We start from the raw sequence: 21,368 nt of genomic DNA, 5'->3' as shown, positions 1-21,368 counted from the left end.
GTTGCGACTCAGCGCGATTCGGGTCCGGCGTGGTCCACCGGGGCGAGGAGAAGGCTGCCGCTGGCGTGCACGGTGGCGGCGTGTCCGGACAGCACCAAGGTGGTCGAGTCCATCTCGGTGATCACGGCGGGACCCGTGACGACGTGACCGGCGAGCAGGTCGCCGCGGTCGTACACCGGAGCGGTGACGACGGCGCCGTCCATCCAGACCTCGCTGGTGGACACCGGTTCCGGGTCACCGGTGGCCTCCGCGAGCGGCGCCACCGTCACGTCCGGGCGCGGCCCGCTGACCGTGACGCGGAGGTTGATCACCTCGCGCTCGTTCTTCAGCAGGAAGGAGAAGAGTCGCTGGTGTTCGGCGTCGAAGGCCTCGCCGAGGGTCGTCAGCAACCCCGGACCGTCGAGAGCGTCGGCGTCCAGATCGACGGGGATCTCGAAACCCTGCCCTTGATACCGCAAGTCGACCTGATACTTCGCCGTCTGCTGATCCGTCGGCACGCCGTCCGCCGAGAGTCGATCCGACGCCGTTCGCGCGAGGTCACGCAGGGCGGACGACAGGTCGTCGTCGCTCAGGTCGGCGAACGCCCGGATCATGGTGCGCGCGCTCTCGTCTCGCACACACGTCGTCGCGTCGCCGTAGGCGCAGAGCACGCCCGGCGACGGCGGCACGATCACCGGCCACGAGCCGGTGAGGCGGCCGAGGGCGTTGGCGTGCAACGGACCGGCCCCGCCGAAGGACACCAACGCGAAGTCGCGGGGGTCGTAGCCCTGCTGCACGCTCACCAGGCGCAGGGCGCCGAACATGTTCTCGTTGACGATGTCGACGATGCCCGATGCAGCCGCCTCGGGGCTCTCCAGTCCCATCGCATCGGCGATGGTGGCGACGGCGCGGCGGCTGGCCTCGACGTCGAGCGCGACCTCGCCGCCCGCGAGCGCGCCGGGCAGGTACCCCAGCACGACGTTGGCGTCGGTCACCGTGGGCGCGGTACCGCCGTTCCCGTACGCGGCGGGGCCGGGATCGGCACCGGCCGACTGCGGTCCCACGCGCAGGGCCTTCGTCAGCTCCGGGACGTGGGCGATGGATCCGCCGCCCGCACCGACGGTCCGCACGTCGACGCTGGTCGCGCGGACCGCGAGATCACCGACCTTGGTTTCCCGCCCGATCCGGGGTTCGCCACCGAGCACCAGCGCGACGTCCGTCGACGTCCCGCCCATGTCGAACGTGAGGAAGTCGGTGTAGCCGGCCTGCTCGGCGAACCACACGACGCCCGTCACGCCACCCGCCGGACCCGAGAGCAGCAGGGAGACCGGATCTTCCGCCGCCTTCGCGGACTGCACGAGGCCGCCGTCGCTCCGCAGGATCGACAGGGGAGCGGTGATGCCGCGGTCCTGCAGCGAGGTGTCCAGGTTGCGAACGTAGCGCGAGACCTCGGGCTGGACGTAGCTGTTGGCGACGGTGGTGAGCGTGCGCTCGTACTCCCGCATCTCGGGCAGGACGTGGCTGGACAGCGAGACCGGAATGCCCGGCAGCTCCTCCGCCGCCCACGCCGCGACCTGCTTCTCGTGCGTGTCGTTGGCGTAGGCGTTGATGAGCGAGACGGTCAGGGCCTCGATGCCGGCGCCCGCGAGGGTGCGCAGCTGCGCCCGCGCCTGCTGTTCGTCGAGGGCGGTCACCTCGCTGCCGTCCGCGGCGATGCGGCCGACCACCTCGACCGTGTTCTCCAGGGCCGCCAGGGGTTCCGGCTTGGGCCAGATGATCCACCCGGCCAGCCCGCCCGGGACGAACGACCGCGCGATCTGCAGGACCTGACCGAAGCCGTCGGTGGTGACGAGCCCCACCCGCGCGCCGCGTCCTTCGAGGATCGCGTTGGTGGCGACGGTGGTGCCGTGCAGGACCTGGCCGACGTCGGACGGGTCGATGCCCGCCTCGTCGCAGACCTTCGCGATGCCGTTGAGCACCCCGACGGACTGGTCCGACGGCGTCGACGCCGTCTTGGCACGGTAGGTGGTACCGGTGGATTCTTCGAGCAGGAGCACGTCGGTGAAGGTGCCGCCGACGTCGACGCCGAGTCGATAGCGCATGGGGTTCTCCCGGTTTCCGGTCTCGGGGTGGTCAGATGGTGCCGCGGGCGGCAAGAGCGTCGCGGTCGGCGTCGGACAGGCCGAGCAGGCGGCCGTAGACGTCGGAATTGTGTTCGCCCAGTTCGGGTCCCGCGTGCCGGACCGAACCGGGGGTGTCGCTGAGCTTCGGCACCACCCCGGCCATGGGAATGTCGCCGAGTTCGGGGTGGGCGAGACGGACGATCGCCTCGCGCGCGGCGAAGTGCGGATCGGCGAACATGTCTCGCGCGGTGTAGATCCGGCCGGCGGGCACCCCGGCCTCGTGGAGGATCTCGAGCACCTCGTCGGTCTTCTGCGCCGCGGTCCACTCCCCGATCAGGCCGTCGAGTTCCTCCATGTTCACACCGCGCGAGGCGTGGTCGCGGTACCGCGGGTCCTCGATCAGGTCGGTCCGTCCCATGGCGGCCGCGAGCCTGGAGAACACCGAATCCTGGTTCGCCGCCACGAGAATCATTTCGCCGCCGGCGGTGGGATAGACGTTGCTGGGGGCGATGTTCGGCAAAACCGAGCCCGTGCGCTCACGCTGGTACCCCCCGATATCCCATTCGGGCAGAAGCGATTCCATCATCGCCAGGACGGCCTCGTAGATCGCGGAGTCCACCAGCTGACCACGCCCGCTGTTCTCCCGATGATGCAACGCGGACAGGACGCCGATCGTCGCGAACACCGCCGCCAGGGAGTCCCCCAGCGAGATACCTGCACGCGACGGCGGTTGATCGGGATTGCCGGTGACGTAGCGGATTCCGCCCATGGCCTCGCCGATGGAGCCGAAGCCGGCGCGCGGAGCGTAGGGGCCGTTCTGGCCGTAGCCCGTCACCCGCGCCATGATCAGACGAGGGTTGATCTCCCGCAGTTGCTCGAAGCCGAGTCCCCACCGCTCGAGCGTGCCGGGACGAAAGTTCTCGACGACGATATCCGCGTCGGCGATGATACGACGCGCCAGGTCCTGGCCCTCCTCGCTGCGGAGATTGCAGGTGACCGATTTCTTGCCGCGCGCCACCACCGGCCACCAGAGCGACCGGCCGTGCGGCTTCTCGCGGCCCCACTGGCGCATGGGGTCACCGATACCGGGTGCTTCGAGCTTGATCACTTCGGCGCCGAAGTCGGCGAGCAACTGGCCGCAGAACGGACCGGCGAGGAGTTGACCCATCTCCACCACGCGGAGGTCGGACAGGGGGCCGGGGGAGGGTTCGGTCATCGTCGGGGCTCCTGGGTGTCGTCGGGTTTCTCGGGGTTCGCGTCGCTCGGGGGTGCGAGGGACTGCAGCAGCACGTGTTTCGCGGCGCGGACGTGCGCACGCATCACCGAGTCGGCCCACGTCTCGTCACGGGCGCGCAGCGCCGCCACCAGGTCGCGGTGGTGGGCGTGACTCCGGGCCAGGTCCGCCGGCGCGTAGCGATGGAACGTCCGCATCACCAGCGGCAGCTGAATCACCGAGCCCAGCATCGTCAGCAATCGGCTGCTCGCCGCGGCGGTGCGCACGATGGCGTGGAACTCGTCGTTCAGCTGAGCCATGAGATCGAGCCGCTGCTCGGCGCCCTGCGCGGCCGCGGCCTCCATGAGGTCGCAGAGTTCGGCGAGCCGGTCGAGGTCCTTGCCGTCGATGCGACGCGCCGCGCGGGAGGCCGCCATCGCCTCGAGGTTCATGCGGAGGTCGTAGATCTCGTCGAGGTCGTCGGCGGTCCAGGACCGCACCCGCGCCCCGCGGTGGGGGAGCACCTCGACCAGGCTTTCCATCTCCAGGCGGCGCAGCGCCTCCCGGACGGGGGTGCGGGACGTGGCCGTGAGCTCGGCGATCTCGACTTCTCCGAGGCGCGACCCGGGCTCGTACGAGCCCGCGATGATGCCGTCCCGCAGGTGCGCGTACACCCTGTCCACTGCCCTGGTCATCGAGCGGTCCCGCCTTCGGATCGGTGAATTGTTCACAATGTAGGTCTCGATGCCGCTTCTGTCCCGGCAAGTAGCGAAATTGCTTCCCCTATTGCATGCAACGGAGAGCCAGTGGACCATCGACGCATGACTGCGGTGGAACTGGTGGAAGTCGGCCCGCGCGACGGGCTCCAGAACGAGAGGACCGTGCTCTCGGTCGAGCAGAAGATCGAGCTGATCGTGCGCGCGCTGGACGCCGGCGTCCGCCGCGTCGAGGCCGTGAGCTTCGTCAATCCCGCCCGCGTGCCCCAGATGGCGGGCGCCGAGGACGTGATGGCCGGACTCCCTCGCGACCGGGGGGCGTCGTACATCGGGTTGGTGCTCAACCGGCGCGGACTCGACCGCGCGCTCGCCGCCGCCGTCGACGAGGTCAACGTGGTCGTGGTGTCCACCGAGGAGTTCAGCCGTCGCAACCAGGGGTGCTCGGTCGACGAGGGCATCGCGGCAGCCGTCGACATCGTGCGCGACGCCCGAGCCGCCGGGGTGTTCACCACCGTCACCGTGGCGGCGTCGTTCGGCTGCCCCTTCTCCGGCGAGGTCGATCCCGCGCACATCGGCCGGATCCTCGCCCGGGTCGCGGAGGCCGAGCCGTCGGAGATCGCCATTGCCGACACCATCGGCGTCGGCGTCCCCGCTCAGGTCCGCGCGTTGGCCGACGTCGCGTCGGCGAACGCACCCGGAATTCCGCAGCGCTGGCACTTCCACAACACCCGGAACACCGGCTACGCCAACGCCCTCACCGCGCTCGAGACGGGAGCCGCAGCGTTGGACGCCTCGATCGGCGGGTTCGGCGGCTGCCCCTTCGCCCCCGCGGCGACGGGCAACATTGCCTCCGAGGACCTCATCTACGCGCTCGACCGGTCCAGAGTGCGGACCGGAGTCGACATGGCCCGGCTTGTGGACGCCGCCGGCTGGCTCGGGTCGGCCCTCGGCGAGGGTGTGCCCGCGCTGCTCGGCCGGGCGGGCGGCTTCCCGCGCGCCCTCGAGTAGTCCTGGCTCCGCGTGGCTACAGTCCGAAGATGACCGACACGCGGACCCTCCGAGCCTCCGATGACAACGTCCTGGAAGTACGGACCGGCGTCACCGGCAAGGCGTCGTCGATGGGGCATCGGTTGACTCTGCTGATGCGGGAGTGGACCGCGACCGTGTCCGAGAAGGCCGGCGAGCTGATCGGCGTGGACGTGACGGTGGAGGTGGACTCGCTGACCGTCACCGACGGCGAGGGCGGGGTCACACCGATGTTCGGGCCGGAGAAGGCCATGGCCCGATCCAACGCGCTGAAGACGCTGCACAGCAGGGACTTCCCCACCATCCGGTACGTCAGCACCGACGTGACGGGCACTGACGAGGGCTACCGGCTGACCGGGACGCTCACCGTCCACGGCACCGAGCGTCCCCACACCGTCGACCTGCGGGTGGCACGGGTGCAGGAGCAGTGGCGGGCGTCCTTCGAGACCACCGTGACTCAGACCGACTTCGGCATCGAGCCCTACTCGCAGATGTTCGGCGCCGTGAAGGTGGTCGACGACGTCGTGGTCACCTTCGACGCGGGGTTGTGAGGGTGCTGCGCGGATAGTGGGTTCCGGGCCCCGCTTTCCCGGTGCGCGGATTTTGTAATCCGGCTGTCGACACGACAGCGGACTTCAGAAATGGCTCCCGGAAAAGATTACCCAGGACAAAGTACGAAACGGCGCACGAGCTAGGCTTGTAGTCCGGCTGGCATAATCAATTTTGATGTTCGCGACATCGAAGGTCGTTCAAAGCTCGGAATCGAAGGCCCACGTGGCGTCGAACAAACGCATTCGATACTGCGAACACGCTCAGCGCTCGCGCCTATCAAATGGATCGAGTAATGCTGCGCAACTACTCATTTTCGTCCAGAGACGGCATTCGTTGCTTGAGTGCGCTTGATTCTCACATGAGTCTTATATTCATCCCGAATCGCATCAAAGCGTTGGTCCGGAATCGAACTCAAATAGGAAATGGCCGCCCCCGACCAAACATGACTGGCCACATTGCTATGCTTCCAGGAATACTTCGCATTCTCACGCAAAGACTCTTTCCAGCATATTACTTGAAGGTCGTAACTACTGAGCGCCCGCCCTTTGCGCCTCTTGTTCACGCGTTCGATCAACTCAGTAGCACTGTAGGGATGAGTTAGGTTCGGGTCGGTCTTCTGGATTGCGATCTGTCCGCTGGCCGTCGAAGATACCGCCACCACGAGATCAGCGCTGGACATCTTTTTCTGCGACTGTAGGTGAATGTCGTAGACGACTGCCAAGCGGCTCATATCGGCACCCGAAGCTTCCGCGCTATCCATCAGACCCCGGAGTTCGTTGATGAAGTCCTCGACCTCGGCGACCATCGTCGAACTCTTGTCGGCTTTCATAAACTGCACGGCATCGGCCGGAGCAGTCGCGCCGAGCGGTAAGAGCTGCCAGGTCATGGAGTCGGCGAGATCCTTCCGAAACCTGGCGAGTACAAAGTCACGGTAGTTCAGGACGTTCTGCTGCAGGAATGGGTGGATAACTGCGCCGAGTCCCCGAGCGTTGTACAGGTGGATGGCCCGATCTCGGTACTCAGTCAGCGCCTTAATATTGACGGTCGTTGCCGCGCCGTCGACGCCTACCGGCCACGACTTCCCCGCATTTACTCGGGCAAGGGCATCATCGATCGAAAGCGAGAGATAGCGCTGGCCAGGCTTTTTCGGGTAGAAAATTGACTGCCTCTGCTGCCTCAACGTCGCCTTCAGCGCCAACTCCCAGGCATTGACCACAAGCATGACAGCGACCTCATCGCGATATGTCATCTGCGGTTTATTGTAGACCTCGACGGCCGCGAGCATGGCGGCTAGAGAATTGTCGACTAGTCGCCTGATCGACACATAGGGCGCGCTCACGGCACCCCCTGTCGGGTCGCGGGCTTGGCACCGCCTGTGCCGAGGAGATTTGTATCGAGACCCGACGAGCCAGCTCCCGGTGGACCCGAATGATTGGGGAGCGGGATCATCGCACAATCAGAAACGGTTCGGATGTCGACTGAGAGGCTAGTCGAACTAGCGTCCGTTCCGTCGAATACGTAGAGGATCGGCACGGTCGCAACTCACCCCCGCGCCATGTCCACGAACCGCGACAGGTGCAGCTGGTGGGCCACGGTGATGGTGGCCGTCGGTCCGTTACGGTGCTTGCCCAGGATCAGGTCGGCTTCACCGCCACGCGGATCGTCGCGTTCGGTGGCGTCGGGACGGTAGAGCAGGATGACCATGTCGGCGTCCTGCTCCAGGGAGCCGGACTCACGGAGGTCGGACACCATCGGCTTCTTGTCGGTGCGCTGCTCAGGACCACGGTTGAGCTGACAGATCGCCACCACGGGGACCATGAGTTCCTTGGCCAGCAGCTTGAGCGAACGCGAGAAGTCCGAGACCTCCTGCTGGCGCGACTCGACCTTCTTGCCGGACGACATCAGCTGGAGGTAGTCGATGACGATCAGCTTGAGGTCGTGCCGTTGCTTGAGCCGTCGGGCCTTCGCTCGGATCTCCATCATCGTGAGGTTCGGTGAATCGTCCACGAACAGCGGCGCTTCACTGATCTCGCTCATGCGTCGGGCGAGGCGCGTCCAGTCGTCGTCGGTCATCTTGCCCGAGCGCATGTCTCCCAGCTTGATCTTCGCCTCGGCCGAGAGCAGGCGCATCACGATCTCCGTGCGGCTCATCTCGAGGGAGAACATGACGCTGGCCATGCCGTGCTTGATGGAGCACGAGCGCATGAAATCCATGCCGAGAGTGGAGTTGTGCGTCGGCACCATCGACCGGCCCGCGAGGTACAGGTGGTCGGCGTTGTCGACCTCCACGCAGCGCACCGGGACCGACTCGATCTTCCGGACGGCCGTGATCATGCGACTCGACGACCGAGCGGTACCGACCGCCTTGCGACGCTGCTTGTGCAGCACGTCCTTCCGCGTCAGCCCGAAGACCTGCTCGTCCGTCGAGAAGGTGAGCGTGAACGCGGTCGACGAGGACTCCCGTCGTCCCTTCACCGCCTTCGTCGCCAACTGAACGCGATACCCGAGACTGACGATCAGCTCGGCGACGTCCATCGCGAGCCGCTCGTGAGTGACGCTGAATTGCACGCTCCCACCGCCGGTCACGGTTCCGTCCGTGTCCAGCAAGCCGGCCAGCAGTGCACGACGCTGCGACTCGGACGCCCGGAGATACGCGGTCGGAATGTGCTTGTTGTTCAGGACCCCGACGGTGCGCAGGCGCGCCTGCACCGTCCCGACCCGATCGCGGCATCGCTGGCACATCTGCAACCCGGTGCACAGCTCGCCGCACACCGAGCACCGCGGCTCACGCGTCGCCACCGTCGTGAAGCGCGCTTTCCCCCCGCACGACTGCCCGCACGTGCGTACGTGGAGCGGGAAGGGAACGAAGAGGGTTCCGCACACGGCGCAGGCGCGGGGGAGGACCGGCGGGGGCGGCGGCAGCTGGATCGAGTAGCGACGGTCGGCAGAACCCGATTGCACCGTCACCAACCCCTCGCTCTCGATGCGAGCGATGATCTCCGGATCGTCCGACGTGATCTGCGCGCACGCACTGGTGCCGTCGCCGAGCCAGGCACCGAGCGTGTAGGGCGGGACCAGCAGGTCGGCCTCGTCGAACTGCAGCGGCGCGGTGTTGGTCACCGAGTGGTTGGTGCGCCCGTCCTTGGTCGCGCACCGGACGGTCGCGGCAATTTCCTCGGTGGTGCGCACCTCGGCGAACGTGCGCTGGTTGCGGTAGCCGTTGTACTGCGTCGCCGCCGCCTGCGCCGACTTGCGCGACGCACGGGTGTCGGTGAGCCACTGATGCTCCGCGTCGGCGACGATGACCGTCCCGTCGGAGAACTCCACCTCGTAGCAGGGGCGACCGACCATGACGTCCGTTGCAGCGACGACGCGTGTCGCGCGGCCCGACGCGTCGATCAAGTGATCGCCCACCTCGACCTCGCCCATGGTGGTCCACCCCGTCGGGGTCGGCAGGGGGGTGTCGAGCGCGAGGGCCTTTCCGACACCCGGCCTCGCCGCCACGATGATCATCTGCCCCGGGTGCAGACCGTTGGTCACCTCGTCGAGCTCGGTGAAGCCGGTGGGGACACCGTTGGACATGCCACCGCGGCTGGCGATGGAGTCGATCTCGTCCATCGTGGGCTGCAGCAGCTCCTCGAGCTGAACGAAGTCCTCGGCGGTGCGGCGCTCGGTGACTTCGTACACCTCGGCCTGGGCGCGGTCGACCACCTCGGAGACGTCCTGGCCGTCGGCGCCGGCGTAGCCGAACTGCACGATGCGCGTGCCGGCCTCCACCAGCCGCCGCAGGATCGCCTTCTCGACGACGATCTCGGCGTAGAACGAGGCGTTGGCCGCCGTCGGCACCGTCTGCGTCAGCGTGACCAGATAGGGCGGCCCACCGATGCGCTTGAGTTCCCCGCGCCGCTCGAGCTCGGCCGAGACCGTCACCGGGTCGGCCGGATCACCGCGGCCGTAGAGGTCGAGGATCGCGTCGTAGACCATCTGGTGGGCCGGACGGTAAAAGTCGCCGGGCCGCAGGATCTCGAGCACGTCGGCGATCGCGTCCTTGCTCAGCAGCATGCCGCCGAGCACGGACTGCTCCGCCGCCATGTCCTGCGGTGGCTGGCGGCCGAAGTCCTCACCGGGCGGCTCGGACGGGCCGGAGTAGTCGCTCGACCCGCGATCGTCCACCACAGCCACAGAAATTCGCCGCCTTCTCGTTCGGGTCGACGGCCGCATCCGGACCGCCGGTGTCGCGGGGTGTTCCCCCGAGACTGTGTACCTCGACGCACCGACACGACGAGCCGATTCAGCGGCCTCGAGATCGGTGCCGGAGGGACGTTAGGGGCTCGAATACGGCTTCGCAAAAGGGCGTGTGGACCGACCCGGGGATAGATTGTGCAAACGGCAGGACACGGTGTTGACCATCTGTGGACAGCCTGGGGAGCAGCAGGAAAGTTTCGGTGGAAACACCAGGTCAGAGGCTGTTCATGAATTTTCTTACCTGGGGATCGACTCGCCGTCGGCGTGTCCCGAGGGGTTGACAACTCGGGCGTGTCCCCTCGCATCGGACCGAAGTTATCAACATGACCGGGCTCACACTTACGCGAACCGGGGCGAGCGCCACGTTTTCGGAACCCAGTCCGAACACGACGACGCCCCGGCCCGCCGAGAAGGCGGACCGGGGCGTCGCGTCGCGCTGGACGCCGATCAGGAAGCGGTGACCTCGAGATCGAACGCGGCGGTGACGTCGGGGTGCAGCGCGACCGTGATGCGGTGCTTGCCGACGGACTTGATGTGGGACTTCGGCAGCTCGACGCTGCGCTTGTCGACGGTGGGGCCACCGGCCGACTTGAGCGCGGCGGCGACGTCGGCGGCGGTGACCGAGCCGAAGAGCTTGCCCGAATCGCCGGCGGTACGCACCGTCAGCGACACGGAATCGAGGCCCTCGATGGCCTGCTTGAGCTCGTTGGCGTGGTCGAGACCGCGCACGGCGCGGGCTTCCTGCGCACGACGGATGCCGTCGACCTGCTTCTGCGCGCCGCGGGTGGCCACGATGGCCAGGCCGCGAGGCAGCAGGTAGTTCCGGCCGTATCCGTCCTTGACCTCCACGGTGTCGCCGGGCGCACCGAGGTTGTCGACATCAGCGGTGAGGATGAGCTTCATGGTTTCCCTTTCCCCTTATCGCGCAGTCGCGGCGTAGGGCAGCAGGGCCACCTCACGCGAGTTCTTGACTGCGATGGCGATGTCCCGCTGGTGCTGGACGCAGTTGCCGGTGACACGACGAGCGCGGATCTTGCCGCGATCGCTGACGTACTTACGCAGCAGCGTCGTGTCCTTGTAGTCGATGGACGTGTTCTTTTCCTTGCAGAAGGTGCAGACCTTCTTCTTGATCACCTTGTCGCGCAACGGCGGTTTGGGCATGGTCGATCTCCAGATCAGATGTGAAACGTGTGTTGGGGTGCCGGTCAGAACGGCGGTTCGTCGTCCCCGCCACGGTTGCCGCCACCGAACGAGCCCGATGCCTGCGGGGCGCTGCCCCACGGATCGTCGTTCTGCGAGCTGCCACCGGACGACGGACGGGACGATCCGCCCGACCCACCGGAGGAACCGAACCCGCCTCCGCCACCGCCGCCACCGCGACTGACCTTGTTGACCTTGGCCGTCGCGTAGCGGAGCGAAGGGCCGACCTCGTCGACCTCGAGTTCGACGACAGTGCGCTTCTCACCCTCACGCGTCTCGAAGGAACGCTGCCGGAGCCGGCCCGTGACGACCACCCGTGCGCCGCGAGTCAGGGACTCGGCGACGTTCTCCGCTGCCTCACGCCAGATGTTGCAGCGGAGGAAAAGCGCGTCGCCGTCCTTCCACTCGTTGGTCTGGCGATCGAAGGTGCGGGGAGTGGACGCGACGGTGAAGTTCGCGACCGCCGCACCGGCGGGGGTGAATCGAAGTTCGGGATCGGCCGTCAGGTTTCCGACGACGGTGATGACGGTTTCGCCTGCCATGATTCCTCTTTCTCGTACCTCGTCAGTGCCTGCAGTGTCGTGTCCGCCGCCAGCCTAGGGGCGGGCGCCGACAAGGAAGGTCACTTGCCGCGGCGGAGAACCTTGGTGCGCAGAACGGACTCGTTCAGGCCCAGCTGACGATCGAGCTCGGACACCGAAGCAGGCTCGGCATCGATGTCGATGACGGCGTAGATACCTTCGGAGTGCTTCTCGATCTCGTAGGCGAGACGGCGCTTACCCCACACATCGACCTTGTCGATCTTGCCGCCGTCCTTGCGGATGACGTTGAGGAACGTATCCAGCGACGGGGCGACGGTGCGCTCGTCCAGGTTGGGGTCGAGAATGACCATCAGTTCGTAATGACGCATGAGACCTCATCACCTCCTATGGACTGTGAAACGGTCACGGACGATCCGTGACAGGAGGGTCGTTGCGTCAGCAACCCGCCCAGGGTACCTGTCGGACCTGCTGCGACAGAAATCCGCGACCCCCGACGGACGCCCGCACCCGCATCCGCCACCTAGGCTGACCGCATGGAGACCCGTCGCCGCGCGAGCCCCGTCGTGGCCGCGTCGGTCACGGTCGTCGCACTGGTGACGATGGCGCTCGGGTATCTCAACAAGGCCCGGTGCGCGGGTCCGCCGTTCGACGACGCGGGGCGCAGCGAGGTCTTCGATCGCATCAAGGACTCCGCCGTCTGCTACTCCGACATCCAGTTCCTGTGGCTGGGTCGCGGCATCGACCTCCACCTGTTCCCGTACGTCGGCGGGGCCATCGCGCCCGACGGCTCCCTGACGGGCGGGACGGTCGAGTACCCGGTGCTCAGCGGCATGCTGATGTGGCTCGGCGGCCTGGCCAGCGACACCGACGCGGACTTCCTCGCGTGGTCCGCCGTGCTGCTCGCCCCCTTCGGTGCGCTCATCGCCTGGATGCTCGGACGACTCGCGGGGCGCGTCGCCCTGATCTGGTCGGCGAGTCCGGCGCTGGTGATGTACGCCTTCCACAACTGGGAACTGCCGGTGGTCGCGACGGCGGTCGGCGCGGTCGCCGTGATGGCGACCCGGTTGCCGCTCCGCGTGCGCGCGGTGATCGCCGCCGTGCTGCTCGGCATCGGCTTCTGCCTCAAGCTCTACCCCGGCGCGTTCGTGCTGCCGCTCGCGGCGTACGTCCTCCACGGCGAGACGGAACGGGATCGCCGGGACGTGCGCGGCGCTCTGGGCGTGCTCGCCGCGGCCGGCATCACCGTCGCCGCGATCAACGTGCCGTTCGCCGTCGCCGGATACGACGGATGGCGGGCGTCGTTCGCGTTCCAGAGCCTGCGGCAGGCGGACATCACCACCAATTCGATCTGGTACTGGGGTGTGCGGTACCTCTTCGAGACGCCCGGTGCCACGCCGGAGGTGAGCGCCGCCGACGAGGCCGCGTTCCAGTCGGCGGTCGACCTGCTGTCCCCGACCCTGGTGCTGCTGTCCTTCGCCGGCGCCCTGTGGGTCGGTCGGCGCAGCCTGGCCACCGTCGGCTCCTACCCCTGGGTGCAGACGAGCGCCGTCATGCTCACCGGCTTCCTGCTGTTCCACAAGGTGCACTCCCCGCAGTACACCCTCTGGATCCTGCCGTTCTTCGTGCTGCTGCGCGTGCCGTGGCAGGTGGTCGGCGCCTACCTCCTCACCGACGTGGCGGTCGGGGTCGGCGTGTTCCGCTGGTTCGCCGCCCTCGCCGCGGGGCAGGACGCCCGGTCCGAGGAGACCCTGGTGGTGCTGGGCGTCTGGGGACGCACCGTCCTGCTGGTGATCCTGCTCGTGCTCTTCGCCCGGGCGTACGTCCGCACACCGCCCGTCCGCACTACGAGGCCGAGAATGCACCGTCTCGAATCGGAGGAGGTTCCCGTATGAGCGGGTGGATCGAGCACGAGACTCTGCACGGCACGCACGTCACCCTCGAGAAGCTGACCGCCGACCATGCCGACGATCTGCTGGCCGCGGCGGACGACGAGCGCATCTTTCGATGGACCAGCGCCCCGATCCGGACGCGGAGCGACGCCACCGCGTACATCGACGCGGCCCTCGCCGACCCCGCGCGGCAGCCGTTCCTGCAACGCACCGCCGCGGGCGAGCCCGTCGGCACGACGTCGTACTACCTTCTCGACCCCGCCCACCGCAGTCTGGCGATCGGCTACACGTGGCTCTCGACGTCGGCGCAGGGCACCGCGATCAACCCGGAAGCCAAGCTGCTGCTGCTCGGCCGCGCCTTCGCGCACGGCGCGGTGCGCGTGGAATGGCACACCGACGAACACAATGTGCAGTCCCGCGCCGCCATCGCCACGCTCGGCGCGACGTTCGAGGGCCTGCTCCGCAAGCACCGGCAGCGGACCGACGGATCGTGGCGAACCACGGCCCTGTTCGCCATGACCGACGACGACTGGCCGTCCGCCCGACAGGCTCTCCAGGCGCGGATCGACCGCCGACTTTCCGGCGGTCAGCGAGGGGCCCGAGGCGCTGCTTCGTCGCACGGCGGGTCGTAGTTCACGCCCGGCAGCAGATCCGCCCATTCCCGCTCGGTGACCAGCGCCCCCGCTCGCGAACACAGGTTCTCGACAGCGAACTCGGGATCGACCGTCCACTGCCGCACCGTGCCACCCGCACCGCCTGCCACCAGGGATGTCGCTCCGACGAAGACCGCGTCGTTCACCCGTTCCCCGATCGCGCTCAAGGCCGCGTAGGGCCGAGGCGTCGTCGGATCGCGCACGTCCCAGATCCACGCCGAGTCGATCGACGTTCCCCCCACCAGCCGTTCGCCGTCGGCGTCGAACGCCAACGAGTACACCTCCGTGTCCGCGCCGGTCCTGCCCAGCACCCTCGTCTCCGCAGGATCGGTCGCGTCGACGAGGGTGACCGTCCCGTCCGCGGTCCCGACGGCCAGCACCGCATCGTCCGCCGACAGCGCGACCGCGTTGGCCCCGGCAGGCAGTCCCGTCAGCGCTCCGACCCGTACCGGGCGGGCCGGATCCGTCAGGTCCCACGTCTCGACGGCGGCAGCCGACGTGGCGACGTGCACGATCGCGCGGTCGGTGCGGAAGACCGACAACGACGGCAGACCGGTCACCGCGAACGTCGACACAGCGCGAGGGGCGGCGAGATCGGCCAGATCGAGGACGGCGAGGTCGGGCGCGTCCTGCTGGGACAGCAGGAGGTTCCGGCCGTCGGCGGTGAAGGCGAGACCGCCCACCAGCAGAGGCACCACGGCGTCGATCGCTCCGAGCCGCGCCGGCCGCGCGGGGTCGGAGACGTCCCACAGCTCGACGCCACCGGTGGTCGTGCCGATCGCCGCCGTCGAGCTGTCCCAGCTCAGCGCCGACGCGCCGGAGTACGACACCCCCGGGCCCGGGCGCAGCGTCGTCGGCGGCGGTTCGACGCCACCGGTCCCGGCCGGCCACAGCACGGCGCCGTCGCCCCGCACTCCGACACCGGCGAGCACCGACGGGCCACCCTGCCGGTGGACCAGCGTGAAGACGCTCGCCGTCGGTCCGGGAAGGTCGGGACCGGGGAGGCGCCACTGCCGGGTGGTCCCGGCCCCGTCGGACGTGATCAGCGACCCGGTGCGGTCGAACGCGACGCTGCCGACGGTCGCGGGACCGGGAAACTCCGTCACCTCGTCGCCGGTGCGCGCGTCCCACACGAGGGTCGACGCGTCCGCACTTCCCGCGGCGAGGAACTGGCCGGTCCGATCGAATGCGACCGACGTGGCGTAGCTGGCGAACTGCCCCAGGGGCGCGAGGCCGGTGAGCAAGCCGTCTCCGCCGACGGTCCACCGTGCGACCTCACGCCCGGTGGATCCCGTCGCCAGCGTCGTCCCGTCCGGCGACACGTCGAGATCGAGGTAGCGGTAGGTCGAGCCGTCGAACGGGACCGCGAACAGGGGTGCGCCCGAGACGGCGTCCCACACGGCGAGCGTGCGCCCGTTCCCGGCACCCAGGACTCGGCCGCCATCGGGCGTGTAGGCCACGACGGTGTTTCCGGCTCCGGGTAGATCGAGTCGCGTCGGCGACGCCGGCGTCTCGTACGCCCACCGCAGCACCGTCGACGCCGCGGTCCCCACCGCCAGCTCGGCACCTCCCGGACGGAACGCGATCGATTGCGCCGTCGTGTCGAGGGGCAGAGTCGCGACCCTGCGCGGCCGGTCGAGTGCAGCGAGGTCGTACACGGCGACGCCCGTGGCGCTGCCGATCGCCAGTCGCGTTCCCGCTGCGTCCACCGCGAGCGACTGCACGGGGCCCGCATCCGTGCTCAACCGCGCCGGCGGGGCCTGCGCGAACGCGCTCGCATCGTCCGAATCGTCGGAATACAGATCCACCGATCCCGAGGAATACCCCACGGCCAGAACACGTCCCGCCTCGTCGAGAACGGACTGGGTGGGCCCTGCCGAGCCGACGACGCGGGTCGGGAACGCCGACGCCGTGGTGTCCAGGACCGCCGATCGAGCATCGAACGACGGGTCCGTCTCGTAGGCCGCCACCGCCAACTGCGCCGACAGTGCCGGGTCCTGGTCGCGGAGTCGCCGCGACTGCGCGAGGACGACGCGTGCGTCCGCGATCGCCCGAGCCTCGACCGCGTCGTTACGTTCGGACACCGCGCGTGATCGCGCCGACACCGCGAATGTCGCCGCGGCCACCGCGAGCACCGTCATCACGGCCAGAGCCGACGTCAACGCCGCCCGCACACGGGCCCGTCGACGACGCGCGTCGGCCGCCCGGTGATGCTCGGCTGCCGATTCGGTGAGGTACTCCGTCTCGAGCGCGTTGAGGTGTTCGCGTCGGCCGCCGGTGGAGAGCAAGGATTCGTACAGGGCCGATCGCGTCTCGCTCAACAGTTCGCCACGGTCGCGACCCGTCTCGTTCCACCCGTGCGCGTACTGCGTCAGCGTGCGGTGGTGCACCACCCAGTCCCGGTGGGCGTCGATCAGCTCCGCGAATCGAGGCCACGTGGTCACCAACGACTCGTGAGTGATCGTCACGAACTGCTCGTCGACGGTCACCAATCTGGCGTCGGTGAGATCGTCGACCACCTCGGACGCGACGGCCCCCACTTCGGAGAGGGGCACGAGGCGACGCGTCACGGTCGGGCCGTCGAGGTCCACCAGCCGCAGGAGCAGACGCTCGGCCACGGCCCGGTCGTCCACGTCGTACGTGCCGAGCACCGCTTCCGCCGTGTGCTCCACCGCGCCGGCGATCCCCCCGGTCTGTCGATAGTCCGCGACGGACAACGTGGACGTGCGCGCGCGCTCCCAGGTCGCGAGAAGAACATGCGAGAGCAGAGGGAGTGTCGACGGCGACAACCCGTGCTGCGATCGCACACCCAGCTCCGCGAGCAACACCTCGACGAGTGCGGGGTCGACCCGCGCACCGGCGGTCTCGGCGGGGGCGGTGATCACCCGACGCACCCGCTGCTCGTCCAACGGGCCGACGACCAGCGGATCCGACGCGAGCGCGGCCGCCACCGTCGGCTCCGTGAGGGCGACTGCGTAGAAATCCGCGCGCAGCGCGACCACCGCCACCACGGGGTGGCGCCCATCGGTGGTCAGGCCCTCGAGGCGGTCCAGATACCGTCGACGCTCGCCGGCGTCGAACGCCTCTCCCCACAGTTCCTCGGCCTGATCGACCACGACGATGTCCGGTCGCGGGTCGAGGTCCGTCGGATTCCGCAGCCTCGACGGCGTGATGCGCACGGCCGTCCGCGCACCGAGGTCGCCGCGCTCGATCCGAGCCAGCAGGCCCGCCGACAGGAGCGAGGACTTTCCGGCGCCGGACGCTCCGACCACGGCCAGAATTCCGCCTCCGGTCAGCAGCCGAACTCGGTCGAGCAGCGCATCGGTCTCCTCCTCCCGGCCGTGGAACCACCGGGAGTCACCGACGGAGAAGGCCTCCAGACCTCGGTAGGGCGTCGCCGCCGCCCGGCGCTGGGTCGCGCGCCGCACTCGCATCACCGCGGCCCACCACGCGTCGGCGTCGTCGGCGGTGACCCCGCAGGCACCGAGCACACGACGGAAGGCGTCCTGGTTGGCCGGCGTCGGAACGTGCTTGCCGCTGAACCAGCCACCCACCGTCGCCAGGCGGACGTCCGCACTGTCGGCGATGGCGCGGACGGTGAATCCGCTCGCCTGCCGGAGGCCTCGCAGCGCGTCCGCGAAGTCCTCCCTCGTCTCCACCGACGCCAAACCCCGCCCGGCCCCCCAGCTCATGCCGCCGACTATAGATGCGCAGGTCGGCGGCAGATACGCGTTCGGAGTTCGTTCGGACATCGCGCTCGGGCTGGTCGTGCGACCGGCTCGGAGCGAGCATCGAGGACATGCACGAGCCCGCCGGTCCCGCCGCGATTCCGTCCCTCAGCGACCGGGAGATCGAAGTCCTTCTCGCGTGGTTCGCGGCCGACTCGAAGACCGACACCGCGAAAGCTCTCTACATCGCCCCGTGCACCGTCCACACCCACATCACGCGGGTTCGGGCGAAGTACGAGGCGGTGGGTCGCCCGGCACAGACGAAGGCCGCCCTGTTCGCGCGTGCGATCCAGGACGGCCTCACCTCCGTCGAGAGCTGGTGAGTCAGCCGGCGACGTCCACCTTGGCGTCCTCGGCGTGGCCCTCGGCCGCGAGCCGACGGTTCCGTCGCACGCTGGAGAAGAACGACAGGCCGATCAGGACGACGCCGACGAGGCCGGTGACGATCTCGTTGATGTGGACGCCGATGGACACCAGCAGGATCGCGGCCAGCGCGCCGATGGCCCAGTGCGCACCGTGCTCGAGGTACACGTAGTCGTCGAGCGTGCCCTTGCGCACCAGGAAGACCGTGAGCGAGCGGACGAACATCGCGCCGATGAAGCCCAGGCCCAGAGCGATGATGATCGGGTCCGCCGTGATGGCGAACGCGCCGATGACGCCGTCGAAGCTGAACGACGCGTCGAGCACCTCGAGGTAGAGGAAGAGGAAGAAGCCGGCCTTGCCGGTCGCCTTGGCCAGATCGGACGGGCCCGAGGACTCCTCCTCGTCCTCACCGGGGACGTGGAAGAGATTTCCCAGGCCGTTGACCGTGATGTAGGTGACCATGCCCAGGACGCCGGAGACCATGACGGTGGAGATCTTCTCGTCCTCGGCGAGGAACTCCGCCGCGAGAACCAGGGAGACACCGGCGACGACGACGGGCAGCATGTCCAGCTTGCCCGCCTTGGCCAGTGGCTTCTCGATCCAGGAGAGCCAGGTGTGCTCGCGCTCCTCGAAGATGAACCCGAGGAACAGCATCATGAGGAACATGCCGCCGAACGCCGCGATCTGTGGGTGCGCGTCGGTGATCAACGTTTCGTACGACGGGCTGCCGTCCGGGAAGTACGCGGCGTCGTCGGCGGGCGGATTCAGCGCGAGTCGGAGGGCATCGACCGGGCCCAACCCGGACGCGGCCCAGACGATGACCAGCGGGAACACCAGGCGCATGCCGAAGACGGCGATGACGATGCCGATGGTGAGGAAGATCTTCTGCCAGAAATCGCTCATCCGCCGCAGCACGGTGGCGTTGATGACCGCGTTGTCGAAGGACAGCGACACCTCGAGGATGCCGAGGATCACCACGAGGGCGACGGCTTCCCAACTGCCGTAGACGAACGCGACGACGATCGAGACCGCCGTGATCGCGAACGACCACCCGAAGATTCTGAGCACCGGACCTGGCCTTCCTGGCGGCGTCGGCACCTGTGAGCCGAGCCGATGACGAATACTGCCCGCCACCCGTGTCGGATGGCGGGCAGATCGAGAGTGACGAACGGGGCGTTCGCTCCGTTCGTGGCTGGACTCTACTCCCGGTGCAGGGCGACCTAGACGTTCACGCCGAAGTCACGGGCGATACCGGCGAGACCGGACGCGTACCCCTGGCCGACCGCGCGGAACTTCCACTCGCTGTTGTTGCGGTACAGCTCGCCGAACACCATGGCGGTCTCCGTCGAGGCGTCCTCACTGAGGTCGTACCGAGCGAGCTCGGTGCCGTTCGACTTGTCGACGACCCGAATGAAGGCGTTGCGCACCTGGCCGAAGGACTGCGAGCGGGCGTCGGCGTCGTAGATCGAGACCGGGAAGGTGATGGTGTCGATGTTCGGGGGCACCGCGGACAGATCCACGTTGATCACCTCGTCGTCGCCCTCACCCTCGCCGGTGGTGTTGTCCCCCACGTGCTCGATGGAGCCGTCGGGGCTCTTCAGGTTGTTGAAGAAGACGAAGTGCTGGTCACTGACGACCTTCTTGTCGGTGCCGAGCGCGATGGCGCTGGCGTCGAGGTCGAAGTCGGTGCCCGTGGTGGTCCGCACGTCCCACCCGAGACCCACCGACACCGCGGTCAGGTTCGGTGCCGCTTTGGTCAGGGAGACGTTGCCGCCCTTGCTCAGGCTGACGCCCATGATGCTTCCTCTCGTCGATGCGTTCGGTCGTGCTCGCTGGATCGGATTCTGCTCGGTGGAACCTTCTGCACGTTCATACCGTCAACGACCGACGACGCACACGCGTTCCCGACACCCGGCCGTAGGATCGTGAGCGTGACTCACCGGTGGCCCGGGCGGCTCAGCCGTTCGACCGCCCGCGCGGAGGCGGTCGCGGACATTCGCGGCGACACCGTGCGCACCTTCCTGGACATGGACACCCGGCAGAGCATCGCGGCCGGCGGCGTCGACGCGCTCCGGAAGCTCGGCCGTGCCGACGACTCGCTGCACGAGCAGTGGCGTCGAGTCGAGGAACAGTGCTTCGCGGCCGGCGCCACCTACCTCGCCGCGACGGAACGGCCCGAGTCCGACGTCTCGGAAGAAGCCTGGTCCGCGTTCGCGTCGGCGATCGCCGAGCTCGGTGCAGCCAGCGCCGCCGTCGATCGGTTCTACGAGGCGTACCGCGGTCGCATCGAGCAGGCCGTCGCCGAGTACGCAGCCGTCCCGCGGCTGGCCGCCGACGCGCGGCGCGCCGCCCGAGAGGTGGCCGGCCGCGTCGACGGGACACAGCCCTACCACGACTTCCGTTCCGTCCGAACGGCTCTGCGGAACGTCGACTCCGCGCTCGACGCGCTGGCCCGCGCCGAGGCGACCGGGCTGGGTCCCGACGTCGTCGCGGCGGCGGCACGCACCCGCGACGCCACCGACGCCCTGCGCACCGCACTCGCGGACGCACCCGGCCGTGCCGACGCCGCCACCAAGGCGCTGGCCTCGGTGCGCACGCGTCTTCAGGCCGTCGGCACGCGCGCGGAGAACATCGCGCCGGCGTACTCGGCCCTCCTGCGCGAGTTCGTCGCCGCAGGATCGGCGGACCTCACGGGCGCCCGCGAGCGCTGCGAGCAGCACATGCGCGCCGCGGCCGCGGACATCGAGGACGCGACCGTCGCGGCCCGGCGCGGCGATCCGGAAGGCGCACTGGACCGCATCGCCGCCGCCCGACAGCACCTCGCGGACGGGGAGGAGGACGTCGACGCCGTCACGGATCGGCTCGCCCGACTTCGCGAGGTGCGTGACCATCCCGACCGGGTCGAGCAGGGCGTGCGGTTCCGGTTGCGCGACGCGCAACTGCTGGTGGTCGATCGTGGACGGGTTGCCGAGTGGGGGTCGGTCCTGGATGCTCAACTCGCCCGCCTGGAGCGCGCCGGTGAACGGCTCACCGTGGGCAGGCCCGACTACTGGGCGTACCTGCGTGAACTGGACGCCATCGACGCCTTCGTCGCGGGTGTGATCGACCGCGTGCGCGGCCGGCGCGGCTGACCACCCGG

At 68.6% G+C, this 21,368-nt stretch carries 18 protein-coding genes; 6 read left to right on the top strand and 12 right to left on the bottom strand.

The features are described from left to right. Positions 1–8: 8 nt before the first annotated feature. Genes BMZ18_RS09380 through BMZ18_RS09370 form a run of 3 tightly spaced genes read right to left on the bottom strand, consistent with a single transcriptional unit; the run spans position 9 to position 4,010 of the window. Positions 9–2,081, bottom strand: coding sequence for a hydantoinase/oxoprolinase family protein (locus tag BMZ18_RS09380; protein ID WP_074922115.1), 2,073 nt, complete (start codon positions 2,079–2,081; stop codon positions 9–11). A gap of 31 nt (positions 2,082–2,112) precedes the next feature. Continuing rightward, positions 2,113–3,318 carry a CaiB/BaiF CoA transferase family protein gene (locus BMZ18_RS09375; protein WP_068363466.1) on the bottom strand — a complete coding sequence of 402 codons (1,206 nt, stop codon included), beginning with the start codon at positions 3,316–3,318 and terminating at the stop codon, positions 2,113–2,115. Then, positions 3,315–4,010 carry a GntR family transcriptional regulator gene (locus BMZ18_RS09370; protein WP_068363467.1) on the bottom strand — a complete coding sequence of 232 codons (696 nt, stop codon included), beginning with the start codon at positions 4,008–4,010 and terminating at the stop codon, positions 3,315–3,317. The genes BMZ18_RS09375 and BMZ18_RS09370 overlap by 4 nt, the downstream gene beginning before the upstream one ends. Positions 4,011–4,136: 126 nt before the next feature. On the opposite strand from BMZ18_RS09370, the gene BMZ18_RS09365 reads away from it, so the two are divergent. Further along, complete coding sequence (locus BMZ18_RS09365) at positions 4,137–5,039, top strand: hydroxymethylglutaryl-CoA lyase (protein WP_068363468.1); 903 nt, start codon at positions 4,137–4,139, stop codon at positions 5,037–5,039. Between the two features lie 29 nt (positions 5,040–5,068). Continuing rightward, positions 5,069–5,608, top strand: coding sequence for a YceI family protein (locus tag BMZ18_RS09360; protein WP_068363474.1), 540 nt, complete (start codon positions 5,069–5,071; stop codon positions 5,606–5,608). A gap of 308 nt (positions 5,609–5,916) precedes the next feature. On the opposite strand, the gene BMZ18_RS09355 is transcribed toward BMZ18_RS09360, so the two are convergent. The 6 genes from BMZ18_RS09355 to rpsF all read right to left on the bottom strand — a co-directional run bounded on the left by BMZ18_RS09355 (position 5,917) and on the right by rpsF (position 11,964). Next, on the bottom strand, positions 5,917–6,948 hold the full coding sequence (locus BMZ18_RS09355) for a DUF3644 domain-containing protein (RefSeq protein WP_068363478.1): 1,032 nt from the start codon (positions 6,946–6,948) through the stop codon (positions 5,917–5,919). 203 nt (positions 6,949–7,151) lie between these two features. Beyond that, a complete protein-coding gene (gene dnaB / locus BMZ18_RS09350; RefSeq protein WP_068363481.1) occupies positions 7,152–9,791 on the bottom strand; it encodes a replicative DNA helicase in 2,640 nt (879 codons plus the stop codon). 510 nt (positions 9,792–10,301) lie between these two features. Further along, the gene (rplI, locus tag BMZ18_RS09345; RefSeq protein ID WP_068104522.1) at positions 10,302–10,757 is read right to left on the bottom strand and encodes a 50S ribosomal protein L9; all 456 of its coding nucleotides are present in this window, start codon (positions 10,755–10,757) and stop codon (positions 10,302–10,304) included. Positions 10,758–10,772: 15 nt separating this feature from the next. Beyond that, a complete protein-coding gene (rpsR, locus tag BMZ18_RS09340; protein WP_068104520.1) occupies positions 10,773–11,015 on the bottom strand; it encodes a 30S ribosomal protein S18 in 243 nt (80 codons plus the stop codon). A gap of 44 nt (positions 11,016–11,059) precedes the next feature. Next, positions 11,060–11,596, bottom strand: coding sequence for a single-stranded DNA-binding protein (locus BMZ18_RS09335; protein ID WP_068104518.1), 537 nt, complete (start codon positions 11,594–11,596; stop codon positions 11,060–11,062). An 80-nt stretch (positions 11,597–11,676) separates the two neighbouring features. After that, on the bottom strand, positions 11,677–11,964 hold the full coding sequence (rpsF, locus tag BMZ18_RS09330) for a 30S ribosomal protein S6 (protein WP_068104516.1): 288 nt from the start codon (positions 11,962–11,964) through the stop codon (positions 11,677–11,679). 165 nt (positions 11,965–12,129) lie between these two features. Here rpsF and BMZ18_RS09325 point away from each other — a divergent pair, with 165 nt between their 5' ends. Together BMZ18_RS09325 and BMZ18_RS09320 are read left to right on the top strand one after the other, a co-directional pair. Further along, a complete protein-coding gene (locus BMZ18_RS09325; RefSeq protein WP_068363484.1) occupies positions 12,130–13,488 on the top strand; it encodes a glycosyltransferase 87 family protein in 1,359 nt (452 codons plus the stop codon). Continuing rightward, positions 13,485–14,117, top strand: a complete 633-nt coding sequence (locus tag BMZ18_RS09320) for a GNAT family N-acetyltransferase (RefSeq protein WP_068363485.1) — start codon at positions 13,485–13,487, stop codon at positions 14,115–14,117. The genes BMZ18_RS09325 and BMZ18_RS09320 overlap by 4 nt, the downstream gene beginning before the upstream one ends. On the opposite strand, the gene BMZ18_RS09315 is transcribed toward BMZ18_RS09320, so the two are convergent. After that, positions 14,072–17,830 (bottom strand): nSTAND1 domain-containing NTPase, encoded by a 3,759-nt coding sequence (locus tag BMZ18_RS09315; RefSeq protein ID WP_169817725.1) that lies wholly within the window; start codon positions 17,828–17,830, stop codon positions 14,072–14,074. The two genes, BMZ18_RS09320 and BMZ18_RS09315, sit on opposite strands and share 46 nt — an antisense overlap. A gap of 107 nt (positions 17,831–17,937) precedes the next feature. Between BMZ18_RS09315 and BMZ18_RS09310 the strand changes: the two genes are divergently transcribed. Further along, positions 17,938–18,189, top strand: a complete 252-nt coding sequence (locus tag BMZ18_RS09310; RefSeq protein ID WP_240926728.1) for a LuxR C-terminal-related transcriptional regulator — start codon at positions 17,938–17,940, stop codon at positions 18,187–18,189. Position 18,190: 1 nt separating this feature from the next. Here the strand turns inward: BMZ18_RS09310 and BMZ18_RS09305 are convergent, their stop codons facing one another. Beyond that, complete coding sequence (locus BMZ18_RS09305) at positions 18,191–19,297, bottom strand: DUF475 domain-containing protein (RefSeq protein ID WP_068104508.1); 1,107 nt, start codon at positions 19,295–19,297, stop codon at positions 18,191–18,193. 152 nt (positions 19,298–19,449) lie between these two features. Then, positions 19,450–20,025 carry a TerD family protein gene (locus tag BMZ18_RS09300; RefSeq protein WP_068104506.1) on the bottom strand — a complete coding sequence of 192 codons (576 nt, stop codon included), beginning with the start codon at positions 20,023–20,025 and terminating at the stop codon, positions 19,450–19,452. A 135-nt stretch (positions 20,026–20,160) separates the two neighbouring features. Here BMZ18_RS09300 and BMZ18_RS09295 point away from each other — a divergent pair, with 135 nt between their 5' ends. Continuing rightward, positions 20,161–21,360: a hypothetical protein gene (locus BMZ18_RS09295; protein ID WP_244516472.1), complete on the top strand. Its 1,200-nt coding sequence runs from the start codon at positions 20,161–20,163 to the stop codon at positions 21,358–21,360. Positions 21,361–21,368: the final 8 nt, after the last annotated feature.

Source organism: Rhodococcoides kroppenstedtii (genome assembly GCF_900111805.1).
GTDB lineage: Bacteria > Actinomycetota > Actinomycetes > Mycobacteriales > Mycobacteriaceae > Rhodococcoides > Rhodococcoides kroppenstedtii.
This window is presented reverse-complemented; position numbering and strand designations above follow the sequence as displayed.

Bases quoted from the DNA above. Each gene is read 5' to 3' on its own strand.
- BMZ18_RS09380 (WP_074922115.1), bottom strand. From the start codon at position 2,081: ATGCGCTATCGACTCGGCGTCGACGTCGGCGGCACCTTCACCGACGTG.
- BMZ18_RS09375 (WP_068363466.1), bottom strand. From the start codon at position 3,318: ATGACCGAACCCTCCCCCGGCCCCCTGTCCGACCTCCGCGTGGTGGAG.
- BMZ18_RS09370 (WP_068363467.1), bottom strand. From the start codon at position 4,010: ATGACCAGGGCAGTGGACAGGGTGTACGCGCACCTGCGGGACGGCATC.
- BMZ18_RS09365 (WP_068363468.1), top strand. From the start codon at position 4,137: ATGACTGCGGTGGAACTGGTGGAAGTCGGCCCGCGCGACGGGCTCCAG.
- BMZ18_RS09360 (WP_068363474.1), top strand. From the start codon at position 5,069: ATGACCGACACGCGGACCCTCCGAGCCTCCGATGACAACGTCCTGGAA.
- rplI (WP_068104522.1), bottom strand. From the start codon at position 10,757: ATGAAGCTCATCCTCACCGCTGATGTCGACAACCTCGGTGCGCCCGGC.
- rpsR (WP_068104520.1), bottom strand. From the start codon at position 11,015: ATGCCCAAACCGCCGTTGCGCGACAAGGTGATCAAGAAGAAGGTCTGC.
- BMZ18_RS09335 (WP_068104518.1), bottom strand. From the start codon at position 11,596: ATGGCAGGCGAAACCGTCATCACCGTCGTCGGAAACCTGACGGCCGAT.
- rpsF (WP_068104516.1), bottom strand. From the start codon at position 11,964: ATGCGTCATTACGAACTGATGGTCATTCTCGACCCCAACCTGGACGAG.
- BMZ18_RS09325 (WP_068363484.1), top strand. From the start codon at position 12,130: ATGGAGACCCGTCGCCGCGCGAGCCCCGTCGTGGCCGCGTCGGTCACG.
- BMZ18_RS09320 (WP_068363485.1), top strand. From the start codon at position 13,485: ATGAGCGGGTGGATCGAGCACGAGACTCTGCACGGCACGCACGTCACC.
- BMZ18_RS09315 (WP_169817725.1), bottom strand. From the start codon at position 17,830: ATGAGCTGGGGGGCCGGGCGGGGTTTGGCGTCGGTGGAGACGAGGGAG.
- BMZ18_RS09310 (WP_240926728.1), top strand. From the start codon at position 17,938: ATGCACGAGCCCGCCGGTCCCGCCGCGATTCCGTCCCTCAGCGACCGG.
- BMZ18_RS09300 (WP_068104506.1), bottom strand. From the start codon at position 20,025: ATGGGCGTCAGCCTGAGCAAGGGCGGCAACGTCTCCCTGACCAAAGCG.